Origin of the sequence: Microbacterium pygmaeum, assembly GCF_900100885.1 — a bacterium.
GTDB classification, from domain to species: domain Bacteria; phylum Actinomycetota; class Actinomycetes; order Actinomycetales; family Microbacteriaceae; genus Microbacterium; species Microbacterium pygmaeum.
This window is the reverse complement of record NZ_LT629692.1, coordinates 1,626,779-1,646,021: the sequence shown is the minus strand read 5'-3', so window position 1 is coordinate 1,646,021 and position 19,243 is coordinate 1,626,779. Positions and strand designations below refer to the sequence as shown.

Annotated in this window: 18 protein-coding genes; 6 read left to right on the top strand and 12 right to left on the bottom strand. The window is 67.9% G+C overall.

The features are described 5' to 3' along the window. Positions 1-11: 11 nt before the first annotated feature. From BLT19_RS07650 to BLT19_RS07635, 4 genes are read right to left on the bottom strand one after another with little or no spacing between them, the layout of a single operon-like run. Positions 12-440: a molybdenum cofactor biosynthesis protein MoaE gene (locus BLT19_RS07650; RefSeq protein WP_091488375.1), complete on the bottom strand. Its 429-nt coding sequence runs from the start codon at positions 438-440 to the stop codon at positions 12-14. After that, entirely contained in the window at positions 437-916 is a 480-nt protein-coding gene (locus BLT19_RS07645; RefSeq protein ID WP_091488374.1) for a MogA/MoaB family molybdenum cofactor biosynthesis protein, read from the bottom strand. Before BLT19_RS07645 ends, BLT19_RS07650 begins: the two co-directional genes overlap by 4 nt. A 47-nt stretch (positions 917-963) precedes the next feature. Then, positions 964-2,886, bottom strand: a complete 1,923-nt coding sequence (locus BLT19_RS07640) for a helicase HerA-like domain-containing protein (RefSeq protein ID WP_091488367.1) — start codon at positions 2,884-2,886, stop codon at positions 964-966. A 9-nt stretch (positions 2,887-2,895) separates the two neighbouring features. Continuing rightward, the gene (locus BLT19_RS07635) at positions 2,896-3,555 is read right to left on the bottom strand and encodes a phosphatase PAP2 family protein (protein ID WP_091488364.1); all 660 of its coding nucleotides are present in this window, start codon (positions 3,553-3,555) and stop codon (positions 2,896-2,898) included. Between the two features lie 69 nt (positions 3,556-3,624). Between BLT19_RS07635 and BLT19_RS07630 the strand changes: the two genes are divergently transcribed. Continuing rightward, positions 3,625-4,110 (top strand): nitroreductase family deazaflavin-dependent oxidoreductase, encoded by a 486-nt coding sequence (locus tag BLT19_RS07630; RefSeq protein WP_091488363.1) that lies wholly within the window; start codon positions 3,625-3,627, stop codon positions 4,108-4,110. A gap of 18 nt (positions 4,111-4,128) precedes the next feature. Here BLT19_RS07630 and BLT19_RS07625 read toward each other — a convergent pair whose 3' ends face one another. Then, the gene (locus BLT19_RS07625; RefSeq protein ID WP_091488360.1) at positions 4,129-5,466 is read right to left on the bottom strand and encodes a multidrug effflux MFS transporter; all 1,338 of its coding nucleotides are present in this window, start codon (positions 5,464-5,466) and stop codon (positions 4,129-4,131) included. Positions 5,467-5,740: 274 nt separating this feature from the next. On the opposite strand from BLT19_RS07625, the gene BLT19_RS07620 reads away from it, so the two are divergent. The 3 genes from BLT19_RS07620 to BLT19_RS07610 are packed head-to-tail and all read left to right on the top strand — an operon-like array spanning position 5,741 to position 7,604. Then, the gene (locus BLT19_RS07620) at positions 5,741-6,481 is read left to right on the top strand and encodes a DUF3105 domain-containing protein (RefSeq protein WP_091488357.1); all 741 of its coding nucleotides are present in this window, start codon (positions 5,741-5,743) and stop codon (positions 6,479-6,481) included. A gap of 3 nt (positions 6,482-6,484) precedes the next feature. Further along, positions 6,485-7,165 (top strand): DUF305 domain-containing protein, encoded by a 681-nt coding sequence (locus BLT19_RS07615; protein ID WP_091488355.1) that lies wholly within the window; start codon positions 6,485-6,487, stop codon positions 7,163-7,165. A 4-nt stretch (positions 7,166-7,169) separates the two neighbouring features. Beyond that, positions 7,170-7,604 (top strand): hypothetical protein, encoded by a 435-nt coding sequence (locus tag BLT19_RS07610; RefSeq protein ID WP_091488352.1) that lies wholly within the window; start codon positions 7,170-7,172, stop codon positions 7,602-7,604. On the opposite strand, the gene BLT19_RS07605 is transcribed toward BLT19_RS07610, so the two are convergent. The 4 genes from BLT19_RS07605 to BLT19_RS07590 all read right to left on the bottom strand — a co-directional run bounded on the left by BLT19_RS07605 (position 7,574) and on the right by BLT19_RS07590 (position 13,932). After that, the gene (locus BLT19_RS07605; RefSeq protein ID WP_091488350.1) at positions 7,574-10,066 is read right to left on the bottom strand and encodes an HAD-IC family P-type ATPase; all 2,493 of its coding nucleotides are present in this window, start codon (positions 10,064-10,066) and stop codon (positions 7,574-7,576) included. The genes BLT19_RS07610 and BLT19_RS07605 overlap by 31 nt on opposite strands. A 66-nt stretch (positions 10,067-10,132) precedes the next feature. Continuing rightward, the gene (locus tag BLT19_RS07600) at positions 10,133-11,110 is read right to left on the bottom strand and encodes a carbohydrate ABC transporter permease (protein ID WP_091488348.1); all 978 of its coding nucleotides are present in this window, start codon (positions 11,108-11,110) and stop codon (positions 10,133-10,135) included. Beyond that, positions 11,107-12,465, bottom strand: a complete 1,359-nt coding sequence (locus BLT19_RS07595; protein ID WP_407939821.1) for a carbohydrate ABC transporter permease — start codon at positions 12,463-12,465, stop codon at positions 11,107-11,109. Before BLT19_RS07595 ends, BLT19_RS07600 begins: the two co-directional genes overlap by 4 nt. A 132-nt stretch (positions 12,466-12,597) precedes the next feature. Next, entirely contained in the window at positions 12,598-13,932 is a 1,335-nt protein-coding gene (locus BLT19_RS07590; RefSeq protein ID WP_407939830.1) for an ABC transporter substrate-binding protein, read from the bottom strand. A 312-nt stretch (positions 13,933-14,244) separates the two neighbouring features. On the opposite strand from BLT19_RS07590, the gene BLT19_RS07585 reads away from it, so the two are divergent. Continuing rightward, on the top strand, positions 14,245-15,297 hold the full coding sequence (locus tag BLT19_RS07585) for a LacI family DNA-binding transcriptional regulator (RefSeq protein ID WP_091488344.1): 1,053 nt from the start codon (positions 14,245-14,247) through the stop codon (positions 15,295-15,297). A gap of 68 nt (positions 15,298-15,365) precedes the next feature. Here BLT19_RS07585 and rplL read toward each other — a convergent pair whose 3' ends face one another. The 3 genes from rplL to BLT19_RS07570 form a co-directional block, all read right to left on the bottom strand. Then, the gene (gene rplL / locus BLT19_RS07580) at positions 15,366-15,752 is read right to left on the bottom strand and encodes a 50S ribosomal protein L7/L12 (RefSeq protein ID WP_091488342.1); all 387 of its coding nucleotides are present in this window, start codon (positions 15,750-15,752) and stop codon (positions 15,366-15,368) included. Positions 15,753-15,790: 38 nt separating this feature from the next. Next, a complete protein-coding gene (gene rplJ / locus BLT19_RS07575) occupies positions 15,791-16,306 on the bottom strand; it encodes a 50S ribosomal protein L10 (protein WP_091488339.1) in 516 nt (171 codons plus the stop codon). Positions 16,307-16,569: 263 nt separating this feature from the next. Beyond that, positions 16,570-17,874 carry a helix-turn-helix transcriptional regulator gene (locus BLT19_RS07570; protein ID WP_091488337.1) on the bottom strand — a complete coding sequence of 435 codons (1,305 nt, stop codon included), beginning with the start codon at positions 17,872-17,874 and terminating at the stop codon, positions 16,570-16,572. 125 nt (positions 17,875-17,999) lie between these two features. Between BLT19_RS07570 and fdhA the strand changes: the two genes are divergently transcribed. Continuing rightward, positions 18,000-19,220 carry a formaldehyde dehydrogenase, glutathione-independent gene (fdhA, locus tag BLT19_RS07565; RefSeq protein WP_091488335.1) on the top strand — a complete coding sequence of 407 codons (1,221 nt, stop codon included), beginning with the start codon at positions 18,000-18,002 and terminating at the stop codon, positions 19,218-19,220. Positions 19,221-19,243: the final 23 nt, after the last annotated feature.

Sequence of the window (19,243 nt, the reverse complement as noted above, 5' to 3'; positions counted from 1 at the left end):
GGCCGGCAGCCTCAGCCGCCGAGGCCCTTCCATGCGGTGGTGCCGTCGGCCTCGACCTGTCGCTTCCAAACCGGGAGTTCGGTCTTGATCGTCTCGATGATCGTGCGGCAGATGCGGAACGACTCGTCGCGGTGCGAGGATGCCACGACGATGACGACCGCGGCGTCTGCCACCGAGAGCCGGCCGATTCGGTGGCTGACGGCGACGATCGCGTCGGTGCCGGCAGCTGCCCGATCGGCGATCGTCCGCAGCGTCTCCTCGGCATCGGGATGTGCGGTGTACTCGAGGGCGACGACGGCGGTCGCGGCATCCGGATCGTGATCGCGCACGCGGCCGACGAACGTGGTCTCCGCTCCCGCGGCCGGATCATCGACGGCACGCAGGTGCTCGTCCAGGTCGAGCGGGATCGCGCTGATGCGGGCGATGCGCACGCTGCTCATCGGTGATCGCCTCCGCCGAGCTGGTCGACCACGTGGCGGGCGAGGGAGAGGATGACGGGGATGCCGTCGGTCACCGCTCCGGGCGACCCGGCCAGATTCACGATGAGCGTGGTCCCGCTGGTGCCTGCGACCCCTCGCGAGAGCATGCCCGTCGGCATCTTCGCCGCGCCGACGCGTCGAAGCTCTTCAGCGATGCCCGGCAGTGCCCGCTCGATCACCCGCTCGGTGCCCTCCGGCGTCGCGTCGCGCGGCGAGATCCCCGTGCCGCCGGTTGTCACGACCAGCCGGGCGCCCGCGGCGAGGGTGGCGCGCAGCGCCGCCTCGACGCTGTCCGCACCATCGGGGACGATCACCGCGTCCGCGCACTCCCACCCGTCGGCACGCAACGCGGCGACGGCGATCGGTCCGGAGGCATCGATGCGCTCACCGCGGGCGGACCTGTCGGAGACGGTGATGACGGTGGCGAGGTGCAGCATGCTGTCAGCCTACGGACCGCAGGAGGCCACAGGGCGCCGCACAGCGATCAGCGCCTGCCGTTGCCGAACATGCCGCGGATGACGCCGCTCAGGATCGTCTGCGTGGACTTCGAACCGAGGATCTGCTCCAGTGGCGACTTCTGCGTCGACTTCGTGGTGCGCGTGGTGCCGGAGGTCTTCTTCAGGAGGCGCTCGTATTCGGCCTGCGCCTTCTTGTCGGCGGCCGCCTTCGCCTTGTCGATCGCCGCCTGCTGCTTGGCGTACTCGGCGTCCGCCTTGGCCTTGGCGAGCGCGGCCTCCTCGGCGGCGGCGGCGGCATCGGCGGCGTTCATGCGCGCGGTGAGGATCTCCCGCGCCGACTCCCGATCGATGGCGGTGCCGTACTTGGCCAGCAGCGGCGACGCCTTGATCGCGGCTTCGATCTGCGGATCCGGGGTCGGCGACATGAGACCCTGCGGCGCGCGGAGCCGCGTCCAGGCGACCGGCGTCGGCGCGCCCTTCTCGCTCATGACCGTGACGATCGCCTCGCCCGTGCCAAGCTCCTGCAGCACGCGCTCGAGATCGTATCCCGACTTGGGATACGTGCCGACGGTGGCCCGGAGGGCCTTCGCATCGTCGGGTGTGAAGGCGCGAAGCGCGTGCTGGATGCGCGAACCGAGCTGGGCGAGCACGTCGGATGGCACGTCCTTCGGAGTCTGCGTCACGAAGAAGACGCCGACACCCTTCGAGCGGATCAGCCGGACGGTCTGGGTGATCGCCGCCAGGAAGTCCTTCGAGGCGTCCTTGAACAGCAGATGCGCTTCGTCGAAGAAGAACACGAGCTTCGGCTTGTCGAGATCGCCGACCTCCGGCAGCAGCTCGAAGAGTTCGGCGAGGAGATACATCAGGAAGGTGGAGAACAGCGCGGGCTTGTCGATGACCCCGGGCACCTCGAGCAGGCTGATGATCCCGCGCCCGTCCGCGGCGGTGCGCAGGCAATCCGTGACATCGAATTCCGGCTCGCCGAAGAAGACGTCTGCGCCCTGATCGGCGAAGGTGATGAGCTCACGCAGGATGACACCCGCCGTCGCCGAGGACAGTCCACCGAGCTCCTTCAGCTGCGGCTTGCCCTCTTCGCTGGTGAGATAGCTGAGCACGGCGCGGAGGTCTGACAGGTCCACCAGCGCCAGTCCGTTCGCATCGGCGTAGTGGAAGACGAGGCCGAGGCTCGACTCCTGTGTCTCGTTCAGGCCGAGCACCTTGCTCAGCAGCAGCGGACCGAAGCCGCTGACCGTCGCGCGCACCGGGACGCCTTTGCCGATGCCACCGAGCGCGTAGTACTCGGTGACGGATGCCTCGCTCTTCCAGTCCTGCCCGATCGCCGACGTTCGGGCGAGGAGCTTCTCGTTGGCCTCCCCCGGGGTGGCCACGCCGGACAGGTCGCCCTTGATGTCGGCTGCGAACACCGGGACACCCTTGTCGGCGAGCTGCTCGGCCAGTCCCTGGAGCGTCCGGGTCTTGCCGGTTCCGGTGGCCCCCGCGACCAGACCGTGCCGGTTCATCATGCCCAGAGGGATCCGGATCTGCGCGGCGGCGATCGGGTCGCCGTTCATCAGCGCGCCCAGATCCAGCGTGGCCGCCTCGAAGGTGTATCCCTTCACGACGGCGGCGATCTGCGCGGCATCCAGAGGTCCGTCCGCAGCTGCGATTCCCGAACTCGGCGAGGTCTCGACACCTGAGCTCGCCGAAGGGTCGGCTCCTGAGTTGGGGGCGGTCTCTGGGTTCGCCGAAGCGTCGACCCCTGCACCGGCGGGCGCGGCCACCCCCACCTCACCCGACGAGGCGGCCGCCTTCGCGGCATCCGCTCTCGCGGCGGCCAGAGCCGCCCTCGCCTGCGCGGCCTTCAGCTCGGCTTCGGCCGCATCGGCCTCGGCCTGCAGGCGGGCGAGTTCCGCTTCGGCCGCGGCGACGGCGGGATCAGGCGTGCTCATGGGGTCAGCCTAGCCACGGGTGCGTGCCGGATCACGGGCCCGTTCGCGATTCAGCGGCCCGGCGTAGACCGCGGCGATGATCAGGACGACGCCGACCCCCACGAGCGCACCCCCGAGGGTGTCCGACAGCCAGTGAGCGTGCAGGTATGTCCGGCTCAGCGCCATCAGCAGCACCCATGCCGTCCCCACCAGGACGACCCAGAGCCGGGGAAACAGGACGACCGCTGTGGCGGCGATCGTCGCGGCGTTGGCCACGTGCCCGGAGGGGAAGGACCCGTAGTCCGAGATGACGAGGATGTCCTCCGGCCGGGCACGGCCGAACAGATGCTTGAGGATCTGCACCGTGCCCGCCGAGACGACCTCGGCCGTCACGAAGAAGGCGGCGGACCACGGTCGTCTCGCGACCAGGAGCAGGGTCGCGCCGATCACCGGTACGGCGAACACGCCGAACCACCCGCCGCCGAGCCAGTTCATCGCGCGGGAGAAGGCCAGCATGAACGGGGAGACCCACTCCAGCAGGACCGAGTTCCACCAGATGTCGACCGCGTAGCCGTAGCCGCGGAAGAAGATGATCGCGCCGAGCGCGGATGCCAGCGCGATCAGCACGACGCCCGTCCCGACGAGCACAGCCTGGTCCCGCGATACCGACCACTTGCGAGCTGGCTCCATCGACCCATTGTGCCCGCCGCATCGCGCGCGCCCCGCCACTGGCCACCTGACGGGCGGGATGATAGGGGGATGACCCGCGTCGTCGATGTCGTCCGCACGGTGATCGCCCCGCTCACGCGCACGCGCCTGTTCCGCAGATTCGGGCCGGTGCTGATGCCGGCGCTGGAGAAGGTCTTCGCGTTCTGCACCGGCGGGCGGGTGCCGCTGAGCGGCCTCCTGGTGCCGTCGCTCGTGCTCCACACGACCGGCGCGAGATCCGGCGAGCCGCGGGATGCCGCTCTGATGTACACGCCGGACGGACGCGGTCGCGCGATCGTCGCCGGCACGAATTTCGCCGGCGGCCACCACCCGGCCTGGACCGCGAATCTCCTCGCGCACCCGGATGCGGCCATCACGGTCCGCGGCAGGCGGATGCGGGTGCGCGCGAGCCTCATCCCGGACGGAGAGCGGGATGCCGCGTGGGCGCGGATCGAAGGCCAGTGGCCCGGATACCGCTCCTACGAACGCACCTCGGGTCGAACGGTGAAGCTGTTCCGTCTGCAGCCGGTCCGGTGAGATGTCCTCGGACGAGTCCTAGGGCGTGAGGCGCGCAACGGTGCGCGGGCGCACCACGAACCACAGCGCCAGCACGCCTATCACGGCGCACCCGACCATGACGATCGCCATCGTCGTCGCCGTGATGCCGGCGTCCACCGCGATCAGACCGACCAAAGGCGAGATGATCCCCGCGATGCCGAAGTTGGTCGCCCCGATCAGCGATGCCGCGGTGCCGGCCGCCTTGCCGTGACGGTCCAGCGCGAGCACCTGCACGCAGGGCATCGTGAAGCCGCACGCGGTCATGAACACGAACAGGGGGATCACGGTGCCCCACAGTCCGAAGCCGAGCTGATCGAACACGATGATGGTCGTCGAGGCGAGCACCAGGACGGCGGTCGAGTAGGCCATGACCCACTGCGGCCCGAAACGGGCCGCCAACCGGGAGGCGAACTGCACGCCCAGGACCACGCCGAGCGAGTTGACCGCGAACAGCAGTCCGTACTGCTGCGCGTCGAACCCGTAGGTCTGCTGGAAGAGGAACGACGAGGCGGACAGGTACGAAAAGAGCCCGCTGAAGCTCATCGCGCCGATGATGAGCGCGCCGATGAAGACACGGTCGCGCAGCACGCTGCGGTACCGCTGGAGCACCGTCGTGCTGCCCTTGTCCTGACGACGCGCCTTGGGCAGCGTCTCGGGGATCAGGAAGATCGCACAGGTGAGCATGACGGCGCCGTAGACGGCCAGCACGACGAAGATGCCCCGCCACGGCATCACGGCCAGGAGTGCGGAACCGATCAGCGGAGCGGCCACCGGAGCGACGCCCGAGACGAGCGCGAGCCGCGACAGCATGACCACGAGCCGCTTGCCGCCGAACAGATCGCGGACGACGGCCATCGCGACGACGCCTCCGGCCGCGGCGCCCGCGCCCATGCCCACACGGGCGACCATGAGGAGATCCAGGGTGGGGGCGAGGGAGGCGGCGATGCTGGCGACGACGTGCAGCGCCGTCACGCACAGGAGCGGGATGCGACGGCCCACCTTGTCGCTGAGCGGGCCGACGATGAGCTGACCGAGTGCGAACCCGACCATCGTTCCGGTGAGCGTGAGCTGGATCGCCGCGGCTGAAGCGTGGAAGTCCGCTTCCAGCACCGGGAACGCGGGCAGGTAGAGGTCGACGGTGAAGGGGCCCAATGCCGTGAGTGCGCCGAGCAGGATGATGTAGAGCACGCGCCGACGGTGCGGGATGGCATCGCCGGGGTGCAGCACGATCGGCGCGGTGGCCGGATTGCTACCGAGCGTGCGGATCGCTCCGGTCGCGGACGAGGTCGGAACTGGAGGCGTCTTCTGCGTGGGGATGGATGCGGTATCGAGCACGGATTCTTCGTTTCGGCGACGAGCGGATGCGTCAGCGCCGACCCGGATGCAGGGCGAACGACAGAGCGCAGAGAGAAGTCGAAACGATTCACCGGCGATGGCTCGAATCGATTCGACTGGTCTCGATGATACCCGAGAACTCGGCGGCTTCCCAGACCTGATCTCATGCGCTCGAATAGGATGAGAGGCAGTTCCGTCGCTGTGCGACGCATCGCGACCCACTTCCCGCAGAGCCCGTTCACTCCTCGGACGGGCGCCAGAGCCGAGATCTCACATGACCCCGACACCCCCGCGCCCATCCGACAAGCCCGCCGAGAAGCCGGCGGCCAAGAAGCAAAGCGGCAACCCCGCCACGCAGGCCGCGATCTCGCAGACGGTGAAGCAGCAACGCGAGCAGAAGCGCCAGGAGAAGCTCGCCGAGTACCAGAAGCAGCTGGCCAAGCGCCGCCGCAGCAAGGCGGTGTGGTGGACGGTGGGCTCGGTCGTCGCCGTCGGCGTGGTCGTCGCGATCATCGCCTCCATCGTCTTCGCCCCGGCTCCGCCTAAGTCGTATACGGCGGGTGGCGACGGCACGGAGATCGAGGGCGTCGAGGTGTACGAGAACACCGCCACCCATGTCGAGGGGACCGTCGACTACGCACAGTCGCCCCCCGCGGGCGGCAACCACAACGCGATCTGGCTGAACTGCGGCATGTACGACCAGCCGCAGACGAACGAGAACGCCGTCCACTCGATGGAGCACGGAGCCGTGTGGGTCACCTACGACGCCTCCGCCGTCACCGGTGATGAGCTGGCCACCCTCACGGCCGAGATGCCGTCGAGCTACGTCATCCTCTCGCCGTACGAGGGTCTGGACTCCCCCATCGTCCTGAGTTCCTGGAACCACCAGCTGAAGGTCGATTCCGCATCCGATGAGCGGATCCCGCAGTTCCTCGAGGAGTACTGGCGCAACCAGAACGTCCCGGAGCCCAACGCCGCCTGCACCGGTGCGCTCGACGGCCCCGGTAAGCAGTAGCCCATGAGCGACGACGCCGCACCCGCGCCGCGCCGCTGGCTGCTGGTCGTCGTCACGTGCCTGGCGATCGCGGGTCTCGCGTTCGCGATCGGCCGCTTCTCCACGTTCGGCGCGGGGGCTGCGACGGCCGCGCCCTCCGGTACGTCGGCGGAGGCCGGATTCGCCCGCGACATGCAGGTGCACCACTCGCAGGCGATCGACATGGCGATGCAGACCTATCGCAAGACCGACGACGACCAGCTGCGGATTCTCGCGTACGACATCGCGACCGGCCAGGCCGGCCAGCGCGGCGAGATGTTCGACTGGCTGGTCCAGTGGGGTCTGCCGCAGTCGGGGGGACCGATGATGGCGTGGATGACGGCATCCGACTCCGGCCACGAGCACGGCGGAGCGGCATCCGGCGAGGCGATGACCGACGAACAGGCTCACGAGGCGATGGGAATGGCGACGGATGCCGAGCTGGCCGCCCTCGCGGCATCGACCGGCATCGAGGCGGACTGCATGTTCCTTGATCTGATGATCCGCCACCACGAGGGAGCCATCCCGATGGCCGATGCCGTGCTCGAGCTCGGGTCCGAGCCTCGCGTGCTCGGCGTGGCGCAGCGCATGAAGGAGGGCCAGACGGCCGAGATCGCGGCGATGCAGAGCATGCAGAGCCGACTGGGGTGCGGGTCGCTAGGGTGAGCAGGTGACCGACACCGCCCCGACCCCGCCGCGTCGTCCGGCCCTGGTGACGATCGCGATCGTGTTCATCTACGCGAGCGGCATCGGCAGTGCGGTCGTGGGCATCCTGATCCTGCTGAGCCGCTATCGGGTCGAGGCGGCGCAGGTCCTCCCGGTGTCGCTGCTGGGCGCCGGGGTCATCCTGTTCGGGTTGCTGACCCTCGCCGTCGCCTCGGGCGTCTCGCGAGGCAGCCGGCTGAGCAGGCTGCTGGTGACGATCTACATCGGGATCGAGTTCACCCTCCATATCGTGACCATCGTCTCGACGGACGACTGGGACTGGAGCGGCTTGCTCATCATCGCCGTGCAGGTGTTCGTGCTCGTGGCACTGTGGGCGCCCCCGGGTTCGCGCTGGTTCCGCGCGGTCGCTCAGGCCGAAGCCGCCGCCGTCGTCGCCTGAGCCGATGGTCGAGGGGTCGCGAGTGCGGCCGCCATCGACCGCGCGACGAAGCGGATGTGGAAGAACCGGACCACTTCGATCGCGCCGATCGTGCAGATCGTGACGGCGGCGACGAGCCACGCCGCCTGCTCGCCTGGGTCGACGAGCTGGAAGAACTCCGTCGCGAAGCCGATCGTGAAGACGACCAGGAGGGCTATGAACATCGCTCCGATGACGAGCGCCTTGAAGCGGTTGATCGGGCGGGACAGCACCGTCAGCACCCAGATGCCGACGATGGCCAGGATGATCGTCGAGCCGGTGCGCAGCTGCGGCTCGCTCACTCCCAGGGCCATCGCCGATCGCGTGTAGACCGTCAGCGCGATCGCGATGATGATCCCGGACGGGATCGCGAACGACAGCGAGCGGCGCAGGAACCCCGGGACATAGCGCTGCGCGTTCGGCATCAGGGCGAGGAAGAACGCCGGGATGCCGATGGTCAGCCCGTCGGTGATGGAGAGCTGACGCGGCAGGAACGGGAATTCGAGCACCATCACGCCGAACAGGATCGCCAGTCCCGTGGCATACGCGGTCTTGGTGAGGAACAGCATCGACACCCGCTCGATGTTGGCGATGACCTGGCGGCCCTCGGCGACGACGTCCGGCAGGTGCGAGAACTGCCCGTCCAGCAGCACGAGTCGCGCGACCGCCTTGGTCGCAGCCGACCCGGAGTTCATCGCGATGCCGATGTCGGCCGTCTTGATGGCGAGGGCGTCGTTGACGCCGTCACCGGTCATCGCGACCGTATGCCCGCGCGCCTGGAGTGCCACGACCATCCGCTTCTTCTGCTCCGGCGTGACCCGCCCGAACATCTGCTCGGTCTCGAGGATCTCGCCGAGCGCCGTGTCGTCTTCGGGAAGCTTGCGTGCATCGAATCCGTCTGCGACGTCGAGTCCGACCTCCCGCGCGATCGCGGCGACCGTTCGGGGGTTGTCGCCCGAGATGATGCGGATGCCGACGCCCTGGCTGCGGAAGTAGGCGAGTGTGTGCGCGGCGTCCGGCCGCACCTGCTCGCGGAACGTCAGCACGGTGACGGCGCGCAGCCCCGCGGGAAGACGTTCCGACTCCACGTCCGCGTCCTCGAGCGCCGAATCGGAATGGGCCAGCACCAGCGTGCGGCGTCCGGTGGAGGCGAGGTCGACGACGGTGCGGCCGAGTTCTCCTGTTCGATCGGATGCGGCATCCCCGAACACCATCTCAGGTGCGCCGAGCACCCACGTCCCCGCCACGGCATGGATCGATGAGCCCGCGAAGCTGACCGCGCTCCACTTCCGCGCCGACGAGAACGGGATGTACCGCTCGGAACGCAACGCAGCATCTACCGGGAACGGCTCCCGCAAGCACCGCGCCGTGGCGTTCGCATCGGGCGCCGCGCCGTACCAGGCCAGCACCTGCGCTCCGTCGGCACTTGCATCCGCGAGCGGGTGCGCGCCGTCGAACTCGATCTCGCCGGCGGTGAGCGTACCGGTCTTGTCGAGGCAGATGACATCGACCCGGGCGAGGCCTTCGACCGCGGGGAGCTCGTTGACGAGCACCTGGCGGGCGGCGAGTTTGGCGGCGCCGACGGCGAACGCGATGGAGGTCATCAGCACCAGGCCGAGCGGGATCATCGCCGTCAGCGAGGCGATCGTGTTGACGACCGCCTGAACCCACGTTCCGGACTGCCACGCCACGATCCAGCCACCCGCGACCATCATCTGCGCATTCAGCACGAGGAGCCCGACCGGGCCGATGATCCAGCTCACCCACTTCAGCACGCGGTCGATCGAGGTGCGCAGTTCGGACGAGACCAGCGAGAACCGCTTGGCTTCGCCCGCGAACTTGTTGGCGTAGGAATCCGCGCCGACACGGACGACCTGCGCATCGCCTTCCCCTGCGACGACGATCGACCCGGAGAGCGCGTCGTCGCCGGCGTTCTTGTCCACCGCATCGGCTTCGCCGGTCAGCATCGACTCGTCGATCTGCAGCGCCCTGCCCTGCACGATCACGGCGTCGGCGGGGACCTGATCACCCGCCCGCAGCACGAGGATGTCATCGCGGACGACCTCGGCGGGGGCGAGCTCGAGCTCGGCGCCGTTGCGGCGCACTCGCGCACGCGGGGCGTTCAGCAGTGCGAGCCGGTCGAGGGCCGCCTTCGCACGGAACTCCTGCCAGCAGCCGATGATCGAGTTCGCGAATGCCGCCAATCCGAAGATCGCGTCCTGCCAGCGCCCCAAGACCAGCAGGATCCCGAAACAGGTGAAGACGATCCCGTTGAACAGCGTGAACACGTTCGAGCGGACGATGTTCCAGACGCTGCGGCTCGAATCCGGGGTGAAGGCGTTTGTCGCACCCGCAGCCACACGCTCGGCGACCTCGGCGTCGGTCAGCCCGATCGCCGGGTCGATGTGCACGAGCGCGGTGTCGACGACGGCTGCGGCATCCATGGTTCACACACTAAATGCCGGGGAGGGCGATCTGCGCCACCCTCCCCGGCACCTGAGCACTGCCGGTCAGCCCTTCGTCGCGCCGGCCAGCAGGCCCCGCACGAAGAACCGTTGCAGAGCGAAGAAGACGATCAGGGGAACCAGGATGCTCAGGAACGTTCCCGCCGCCTGCAGGAACCACTGATTCCCCCAGGTCCCGGACAACGATGCCAGGGATTGGGTCATCGGCAGCGATGACGACGGCGCGAAGATCGTCGCCACCAGCAGGTCGTTCCACACCCAGATGAACTGCAGCACCGCGTACGACGCGAGCGCGGGCGTCGCCAGCGGCAGGACGATCCGGAAGAACGTCTGACCGTGGCCTGCACCGTCGACTCGGGCCGCCTCGATGACCTCGCTCGGAATCTCCGAGATGAAGTTGTGCAGCAGGAACACGGCCAGCGGCAGTGCGAAGATCGTGTGTGCGATCCACACCGTGGCGAAGCTGTGGTCGATCTCACGAAGGTCCAGCCCAGGGAAGATCGTCACGTCGTTGATCGTGAGCCCTCGGGAGAACAGGCTCAGCAGCGGCACGAGCGCCATCTGCAGCGGCACGATCTGCAGCGCGAACACCGCGACGAAGGCGATGTTCTTGCCCTTGAAGTCGATCCACGCGAACGCGTATGCCAGCAGCGCAGCGACGGCCAGTGCGAAGAACACCACCGGGATCGTGATCGCCAGCGAGTTGAGGAACGACTCGGCCAGCGTCAGGGTCGTGCCGCCCGAGGTGAGCGCGGCCGCGTAGTTGTTCAGCGTGAACTGCGGGTTGGTGAAGATCGTCCACCAGCCGCTGGTCTGCGTCTCGGCAGGCGGACGGAAGGAGGTCACCAGGAGCCCGAAGGTGGGGATCGTCCACAGCACGGCGATGACGATCGCGGCGATCGTGGCGCCCTTGGACGTCAGCCGCTTCTGGGCCATCTTCTCGTGCTTGCGCGTCTCCCGCGCGACCTCGCGAGCGGTCCGTTTGTCGACGAGCGGCTCGATTACGACGGTTGAGGTGGTCATCGGATCTCCCTCTGCTTCCGGATCTGCACGACGTTGAACACGATCAGGGGTATGACGAAGATGAACAGCACCACCGCCAGTGCCGCCGAGTGGCCGTAGCTCTGGAAACGCTGCTGCTGGTTGACCATCTCGAAGGCGAGCACCGTGGTGTCCGATCGACCACCGGTCATGACGGCCACCACGTCGTAGATCTTCAGCGCGCCGATCGCGATCGTGGTGACCACGACGACGACCGCCGCCCGGATGCCGGGGAGGGTGACGTTGCGGAACCGCTGCCAGGCATTCGTGCCGTCCAGCGAGGCTGCTTCCATCTGCTCGATCGGAACCGCCTTGACCGCGGCGGAGAGGATGACCATGGCGAGGCCGGTCTGACTCCAGATGAACACGACCATCAGGAAGAAGGTGTTGATCAGCGGCTGGACCGCGAGCCACGACACCGGCTCGCCGCCGAAGGCGACGACGATGGCGTTCAGGATGCCGATCTGCTCACCCTGGCGGTAGTCGTAGGTGAGCTTCCAGATGATGCCGGCGCCTACGAACGAGATGGCGAAGGTCATGAAGATCAGGACCTTGAGGAACTTCTCGCCGCGCGCCCGGTCGATGAACACCGCGTACGCGAGTCCGATGATCGTCGCGACAGCTGGGACCACCAGCACCCAGATGACGGTGTTGATCACCGACCAGAACCCCTCGGGGTTCGTGAAGGTCCAGATGTAGTTCTCGAGTCCGACGAACTCCTTGCCGGTCTTGTCGAAGAACGACTGGACGATGGTCGCGATGGCCGGGTAGATCAGACCGATCAGCAGCAGGATGGATGCCGGGGCGGCGAAGATCACCAGCTGGAACAGGAATCCCGCACCCTGGCGCGACCGGTAGTCGGCGTAGAACAGGGCGCCGCCGAGGATCACCGCGATCAGCAGGACGTAGATCACCGCGTTCTGGTACGGGCGCAGCAGCATGAATGCCAGCACCGGGATGGCGAAGCACGCGATGAGGCGCAACCAGAAGTAGCCGCGACCGGAGCGGGGCGCGTATTCGATCAGCAGCAGGATGAGGCCCACCACCGCGCCGAACGCGATCAGCACGATGGGGATCTGCACGAGCGGCCCCAGGCCGCCGATCCACCGGAAGAAGCTGTTGAGCGAGAACCCGAGCGAGACCGGACGCGCGTCGTCCACAGGTGCACGGGTCACCATGAACAGGAAGAGCGCCACCACGAGGATGGCGGCCACGACCAGGACCAGAGCCGTGGTCCTGGTCCTCTTCGCGTTGGCGGCCGCGCGCGCTTCGGCGCTGTGTTCGTCAAGTGGCGGCGCGGCGCCCGCTTCGACGCGTGTCTTCGTCGTGTCGCTCATGGATACCCCTTCGAGTACATCTTCGGACTGAAGTAGTGGACGGAATCGCGCCGGCAGGCGCGGTGCGAGAGGTGATTCGGGACCGGCGAGCCGCCCGCGGAAGCGGACGGCTCGCCGGTACTCGAGGTGGTGCTAGTTGTCGTAGCCGGCCTGGATGTCGCTGAGGACCGTGGCCTGGTCCTTGCCGTCGATCCAGTCGACCATGCCCTTCCAGAACGAACCGGCGCCGACCGTCGAGGGCATCAGGTCGGACGCGTCGAAGCGGACCGTGGTGTTCGGGTCCTGCAGCAGCGTCATCGCCTCGGTGAGGAACTCGCTGGAGGCGAGGCTCGGGTCGGCGTTCAGGTTGGCCGAGATGTTGCCACCGAGGCTGACGCGGGCGTCTGCCCACTCGGGAGTGGACATGTACTCGAGCACCGCGACCGTTGCCGCGTCGTCCGAGAATGCGGTGACGAACTCGCCACCGACCTCGATGGTGGCCGCGCCCTCTTCGAAGCCCGGGAGCACGAACGCGTAGACGTCGCCGTCGGGGGCGACTGTCGGAACCTCACCGGCCGCGTTGGTCGTGTCCAGGAAGTTGGCTGAGAGGAAGGATGCCTGGTGCGTCAGCGCGCAGGTGCCGTTGGCGACCGGCGCCGCGACGTTCGCGAATGCCGTCGAGTTGATGCTCGCCACGTCGCCGAAGCTCGCGTTGACGTAGTCGGGGTTGAGCAGGATCTCGCCCACCGCGTCGAACGCGTCCGCGATCTGCGGGTCGGTGAACTTGACCTCATCGGCGACCCACTGGTCGTAGACCTCAGGTCCGGATTGGCGGAGGACGAGGTCCTCGATCCAGTCGGTGCCCGGCCATCCCGATGCAGCCTCGGACTCGAAGCCCGCGCACCACGGTGCAGAACCGGTCTTCTCCTGGATCGTCTTGGTCAGATCGAGCAGTTCGTCATAGGTCTTGGGAATCTCGACGCCCCACTCCGCGAACGATGCCGGTGAATACCAGACGTAGCCCTTGATGTTCGCGAGCATCGGCGCGGCATAGAACACGTCGTCGACGGTTCCGTAGGCCTTCCAGTCCGGCGACCAGTTCTCGTCGACGTTCGCCACGACACCCTCGGGCGCCTCCTTGACCTCGCCGGTGCCGACGAGCGTCTTCAGCAGACCCGGCTGGGGCACGATCGCGATGTCGGGTGCGTCGCCGCCCTGGACCTTCGTGACGATGTTGCCCTCGAAAGCCTTGTCGCCGGTGTACTCGACGATGATGCCGGTGTCCTCGGTGAACTGGTCGAACGACTTCTGCATGTTCTCGGCTTCGATGCCGGTGATGCCGCCCGAGATGCTGACGGTTTCGCCTTCGACCGAGCCCGAATCGCCGCCGTCGTCACTGCCGCCCTCGGCGCAACCGACCAGGGTGAGACTCGCGATCGCCGCAACCCCGATGACCGCTGCGATCCGGCGATGGACCGGTGAACGCATTCCGTACATGTATGCCTCCTCATTGAGCGCCGAGCGCTGTGCCTGCCACGGCCCCATCCATGTGAATTGATCGGGAACCGATTCCATGTTCACCGTAGGCGACACTGCTCGGCGGCACAATCTCCCAGTGTCACAACTCGATAACCCCTGCATTCGGCCTCTACCATCGGTGCAGGCACTAGGGTCTAGGCTCGGAATTCACGCAACCCCACATGCGGCGGCTCAACCTGGAATCGGTTCCACTCTGGGCGCCGGGAGTGGGCACTGGGAGCACCGGCGGTGCTCCCAGCTCGCTGGAGCGAAGGAGCCTCGATGAGCGGAATCTCGGACGTGGCGCGCCTCGCGGGTGTGTCCAAGTCCACCGCCAGTCGGGCCCTGAGCGGCAGCGGGTACGTGTCGGAGAAGACCCGCGCAAAGGTGCAGAAGGTCGCCGCGTCCCTCGGGTATGTGCCCTCCACCAATGCGGCGAGCCTGGTCACCGGGCGCACTCGCAACGTCGGCGTGGTCATCCCCTACCTGCACCGCTGGTTCTTCGCCGAAGTCCTCGAGGGCGTGCAATCGGCGCTGCTGGAGCGTGGCCTGGACCTGACCCTGTACGACGCCAGCCCGGGCACAGAGGCGCGCCGCCGCATCTTCGAGGACTTCCTGGCGCGGAAGAGGTTCGACGGACTCATCGCTGTCGGGCTCGAGCCCGAGGACCACGAGCTCGAACAGTTGCTGCGGATCGGCCGACCCGTGGTCAGCGTCGTCGGTTCGGGCCCGGCCACCACAGTGATCGGCATCGACGACGACGACGCAGCGCGACGGGCGACGCAGCATCTGATCGCCCTCGGGCATCGGCAGATCGCCTTCGTCGGCGGTGGAAGCAGCCGCTGGGCGAGCGTGGACCGTCGGCGGCTGACCGGCTACCGGAGTGCGATGGCGGAGGCGGGGCTGACGGAGCTGGCATCCCACATCCCCTCGGAGGTGACGCTGCCCGGCGGCTACGCGGCGGCCGTCGACCTGCTGGGGGCCTCGCCCACGCGTCCGACCGCGATCGTCGCCGTCTGCGACGAGGTGGCGATCGGCGCCATCATCGCCGCGCGCCGGCTCGGGATCCGCGTGCCGAGCGACCTCAGTGTGGTCGGCATCGACGATCACGAGTACGCCGAGATGTTCGCCCTCACCACGTTGCGGCAGATCCCCCGTGAGCAGGGCCGGGCCGCGGTGGCACTCCTGGAGGCGCAGCTGGATGACCCGGCATCCGGACCGACGCAGGTCGCATCGACCGCACGACTGATCGTGCGCGCCTCGACCGGGCCGGTCGATGACCGCCACTCGGTGATGCAGTCGGACCCCCGGCCGGGCATCGATCACGTGATGTAGACGCACGAATGCCCCCGGATGCGGCATCCGGGGGCATTCGCAGGAGTCGTTGCGCCGAGGCGCGATGACTACTTGAGGGTGACGGTCGCGCCGGCCTCTTCGAGAGCGGCCTTCGCCTTGTCAGCGGCCTCCTTGGTTGCGCCCTCGAGCACAGCCTTCGGTGCACCGTCGACGACGGCCTTGGCCTCGCCGAGTCCGAGCGAGGTGAGCTCGCGGACGACCTTGATGACCTGGATCTTCTTCTCACCGGCGGCCTCGAGCACGACGTCGAACGCCGACTGCTCCTCGACCTCTTCGGCGGGGGCGCCACCGGCGGCAGCCGGGCCGGCAACGGCGACGGGCGCCGCGGCGGTGACCTCGAAGGTCTCCTCGAACTTCTTCACGAACTCGGACAGCTCGATGAGCGTGAGCTCCTTGAACGCCTCGAGCAGCTCCTCAGTGCTGAGCTTTGCCATGATGTATCTCCTTGGGTTGGTTGTTCAGCCGAGACCGATCAGGCCGCGGACTCCTGCTTCTCACGCAGCGCGTCGACCGTGCGAACGGCCTTCGACAGCGGAGCGTTGAACAGATATGCGGCGCCGAACAGCGAGGCCTTCATCGCACCGGCGAGCTTCGCCAGCAGGACTTCACGGCTCTCGAGGTCAGCGAGCTTGTTGACCTCATCTGCGGTCAGGGGGGCACCGTCGAAGTAGCCGCCCTTGATCACCAGAAGAGGGTGTGCCTTGGCGAAGGCGCGAAGACCCTTCGCGACGGTGACCGGGTCACCGTGCACGAACGCGATGGCCGAGGGACCCTTGAGGTCCTCGTCCAGCGACGAGATACCCGCGTTGTTCGCGGCGATCTTGGTCAGCGTGTTCTTCACCACGGCGTATTCCGCGTCCTGACGAATGCTGTTGCGAAGCTCTTTGAGCTCGGCGACCGTCAGCCCGCGGTACTCGGTCAGCAGAACGGCGGTCGAGCCCTCGAAGTTCTTCGTGAGTTCGGCAACCGATGCGTCCTTCTGCGCCATGGCCACTCCTTGTGTGTACGAGACGCTCCACGATGGCGGGGCGCCGGCCAGAGGCATCCGCTCATCTGATCCCGCCCCGCAATGAAAAAAGCTCCGGCGCAAGCGCACGGAGCAGGATTCTCAGGAGAGATTCGGTTCGTACACCTGCGCGGGCCCCTGCACTGCAGAGCTTCGATCTTCGTTCGCTTGCGCGCACGACGATGACCGGCGGTCTTTGGCTGGGTTCCAGGTTACCGGATGCCGGAGGGTGCGGCAAATCGGGCTCAGTCGCGCGGGACGGCCGGTCCATGCGCCAGCACGACCGCGGTCGCCTCGGCTCGACCGGACACCCCCAGCTTGCGGAAGATCTTCGCCACGTGGAACTTCACGGTGTTCTCGCTGATTCCGAGGTTCGCCGCGATCTCGCGGTTGCGCTGGCCGGCGATCAGCAGGCCCAGCACCTCCGCCTCGCGAGGTCGCAGATCCCACGCGGCAGGGGTGGCGCCGAGCGCCGTGGGCGGGTCGAGCGGCATCACCACCGACATCTCCGTCCCCCAGCCGGGGGTCGCCTCGAAGGACAGCCGTCCGTTCAGGGCGACCACGCGCTGGCGGACCAGTCGCAGCTGCACGCTCTCCTCGGAGAGGTCCCCCGGTCCGTCGTCGCGCACGTTGATCAGGAGGTTGGTGCCGTCGCAGTCCCACTGCACGCGGACGCGGCTGACGTCGTGGCGATCCACTAGCGCCAGGATGGAGCCCCGCACGACCGCGCGTGCTCCGTGGGCGATCTCGCTCGGCAGAGCCCGTCCGTCGATCGGCGGCTCCACGAACTGGACGTCGATGTCGCGATAGCGCACGAGCGGGCGCAGGTCATCGCGCAGACGCTCGAACGCCGTGGTGACCGGTTCCTCGGTGAAGGTGCGCACCCGGTCGCTCGCCGTCCGCAGATGGACCATGCCCTCTGCGGCGAGCTGGGTGGCGGTCCGGCGGGCCGAGCGGTCGTCGAGGGTGGCAGAACGCAAGGCGGCCAGGAGCGATTCCAGCGTCGTGGAGTATTCGTCGGCCAGCTCCGTGAGCGCCTCCATCCGCACGCTGGAGGTAGCCCGCGCCCGCTGCAGGTAGTCCGGCGGAGCGGCATCGGCGAACTCCTGCACGCGGAGCGCGACGATGTTCCAGAGTTCGAGGACGGCGGCGTCGCTCTGGGAGTCGTCCGGCTCGGCGAGCACCAGCAGGGCGCCGTTGGTCGACAGCGCCTGGAAGGTGTCGACCTCACCGGCGATCGTGGCGATCCGTCCGCGACGGGTGTGCCCGGGTCCCAGCATCCGTCGCAGTTCGTCCAGTGCGAGGAATGAGACTCCGTCGACGAAGGATGCCGCGCCCGCGCCGCCGCGCTGGGCTCCCGCAGCGTCGGCCACGAGGTACACCAGGGCCGAGTGGGAGATCAGCGGCGTCAGGAAGAGGGAGAGACGCTGCGGGATGAGCGTCGGCGGCGCCGTGAGCACCTCGGCCACTCCGCGCAGGGTGCCCGACAGGTCCGACCGCTCGAGGCCGACCCGTTCGTCGTCGAAGGCACCACCCTGCGCTGGGCTCATATCCACACCCTACGGCGGACTACCCGTTCGGGTAGGACCAACGACTCCGAGGGAGGATCGCACGACTCGGACGGAAAGAGGAGGCTTGAAATGCGCCGGCACGAGTCGCGCGAGGAAGGACGAGGATGTCTGGGAACAGGGCGGTCGCCTATGAGGGACCCGGTGTGGTCAAGGTCATCGAGACCGACTACCCCGATTTCGAGTTGCACGACGGACCGGGCGTGAATCCGGCGAACATCGGTCGGAAGATCCCGCACGGTGCGATCCTGCGCACAGTGGCGACGAACATCTGCGGGTCGGACCAGCACATGGTGCGCGGCCGGACCACCGCGCCGGAAGGACTGGTGCTCGGGCACGAGATCACCGGTGAGGTCGTCGAGACGGGGCCGGATGTCGAATTCATCAAGGTCGGCGACATCGTCTCGGTGCCGTTCAACATCGCGTGCGGCCGCTGCCGCAACTGCAAGGAGGGCAAGACCGGCATCTGCCTGAACGTCAATCCCGACCGGCCGGGCAGCGCGTACGGCTACGTGGACATGGGCGGATGGGTCGGCGGACAGGCCGAGTACGTGCTGGTGCCATATGCGGACTGGAATCTGCTGAAATTCCCGGACCGCGACCAGGCGCTGGAGAAGATCCTCGACCTGGCGATGCTCTCCGACATCTTCCCGACCGGATTCCACGGCGCTGTCACCGCGGGGGTCGGCGTCGGCTCGACGGTGTACATCGCCGGCGCCGGACCGGTTGGCCTTGCCGCGGCTGCCGGCGCGCAGCTGCTCGGTGCGGCCGTCGTGGTCGTCGGCGACCTCAACGAGGACCGCCTGGCTCAGGCCCGCAGCTTCGGATGCGAGACCGTCAACGTCGGTGCAGGATCCGTGCCGGATCAGCTGGAGCAGCTCCTGGGCGTGCCCGAGGTGGATTCCGCGGTGGACGCCGTGGGTTTCGAGGCGCGCAGCGAGGGGCATGGCGCCCACGCGAAGGAGGCGCCGGCGACGGTGCTGAACTCGCTGATGAGCGTCACGGCCGCGGGCGGTGCGATCGGCATCCCCGGTCTGTACGTCACCGGCGATCCCGGCGCGGTCGACGATGCGGCGAAGGTCGGCTCGCTTTCGATCAGCCTCGGCACCGGCTGGGCGAAATCGCTCTCGTTCACCACCGGCCAGTGCCCGGTCATGCGGTACAACCGGCAGCTCATGATGGCGATCCTGCACGACAGGGTCCACATCGCCGACGCCGTCAACGCCAAGGCGATCACGCTCGACGAGGCACCTCAGGGTTACGCCGAGTTCGACGCGGGCGCCGCGACGAAGTATGTGCTGAACCCCAACGGCTACATCGCCGCCTGACCACCACCCACCCCGATACCACC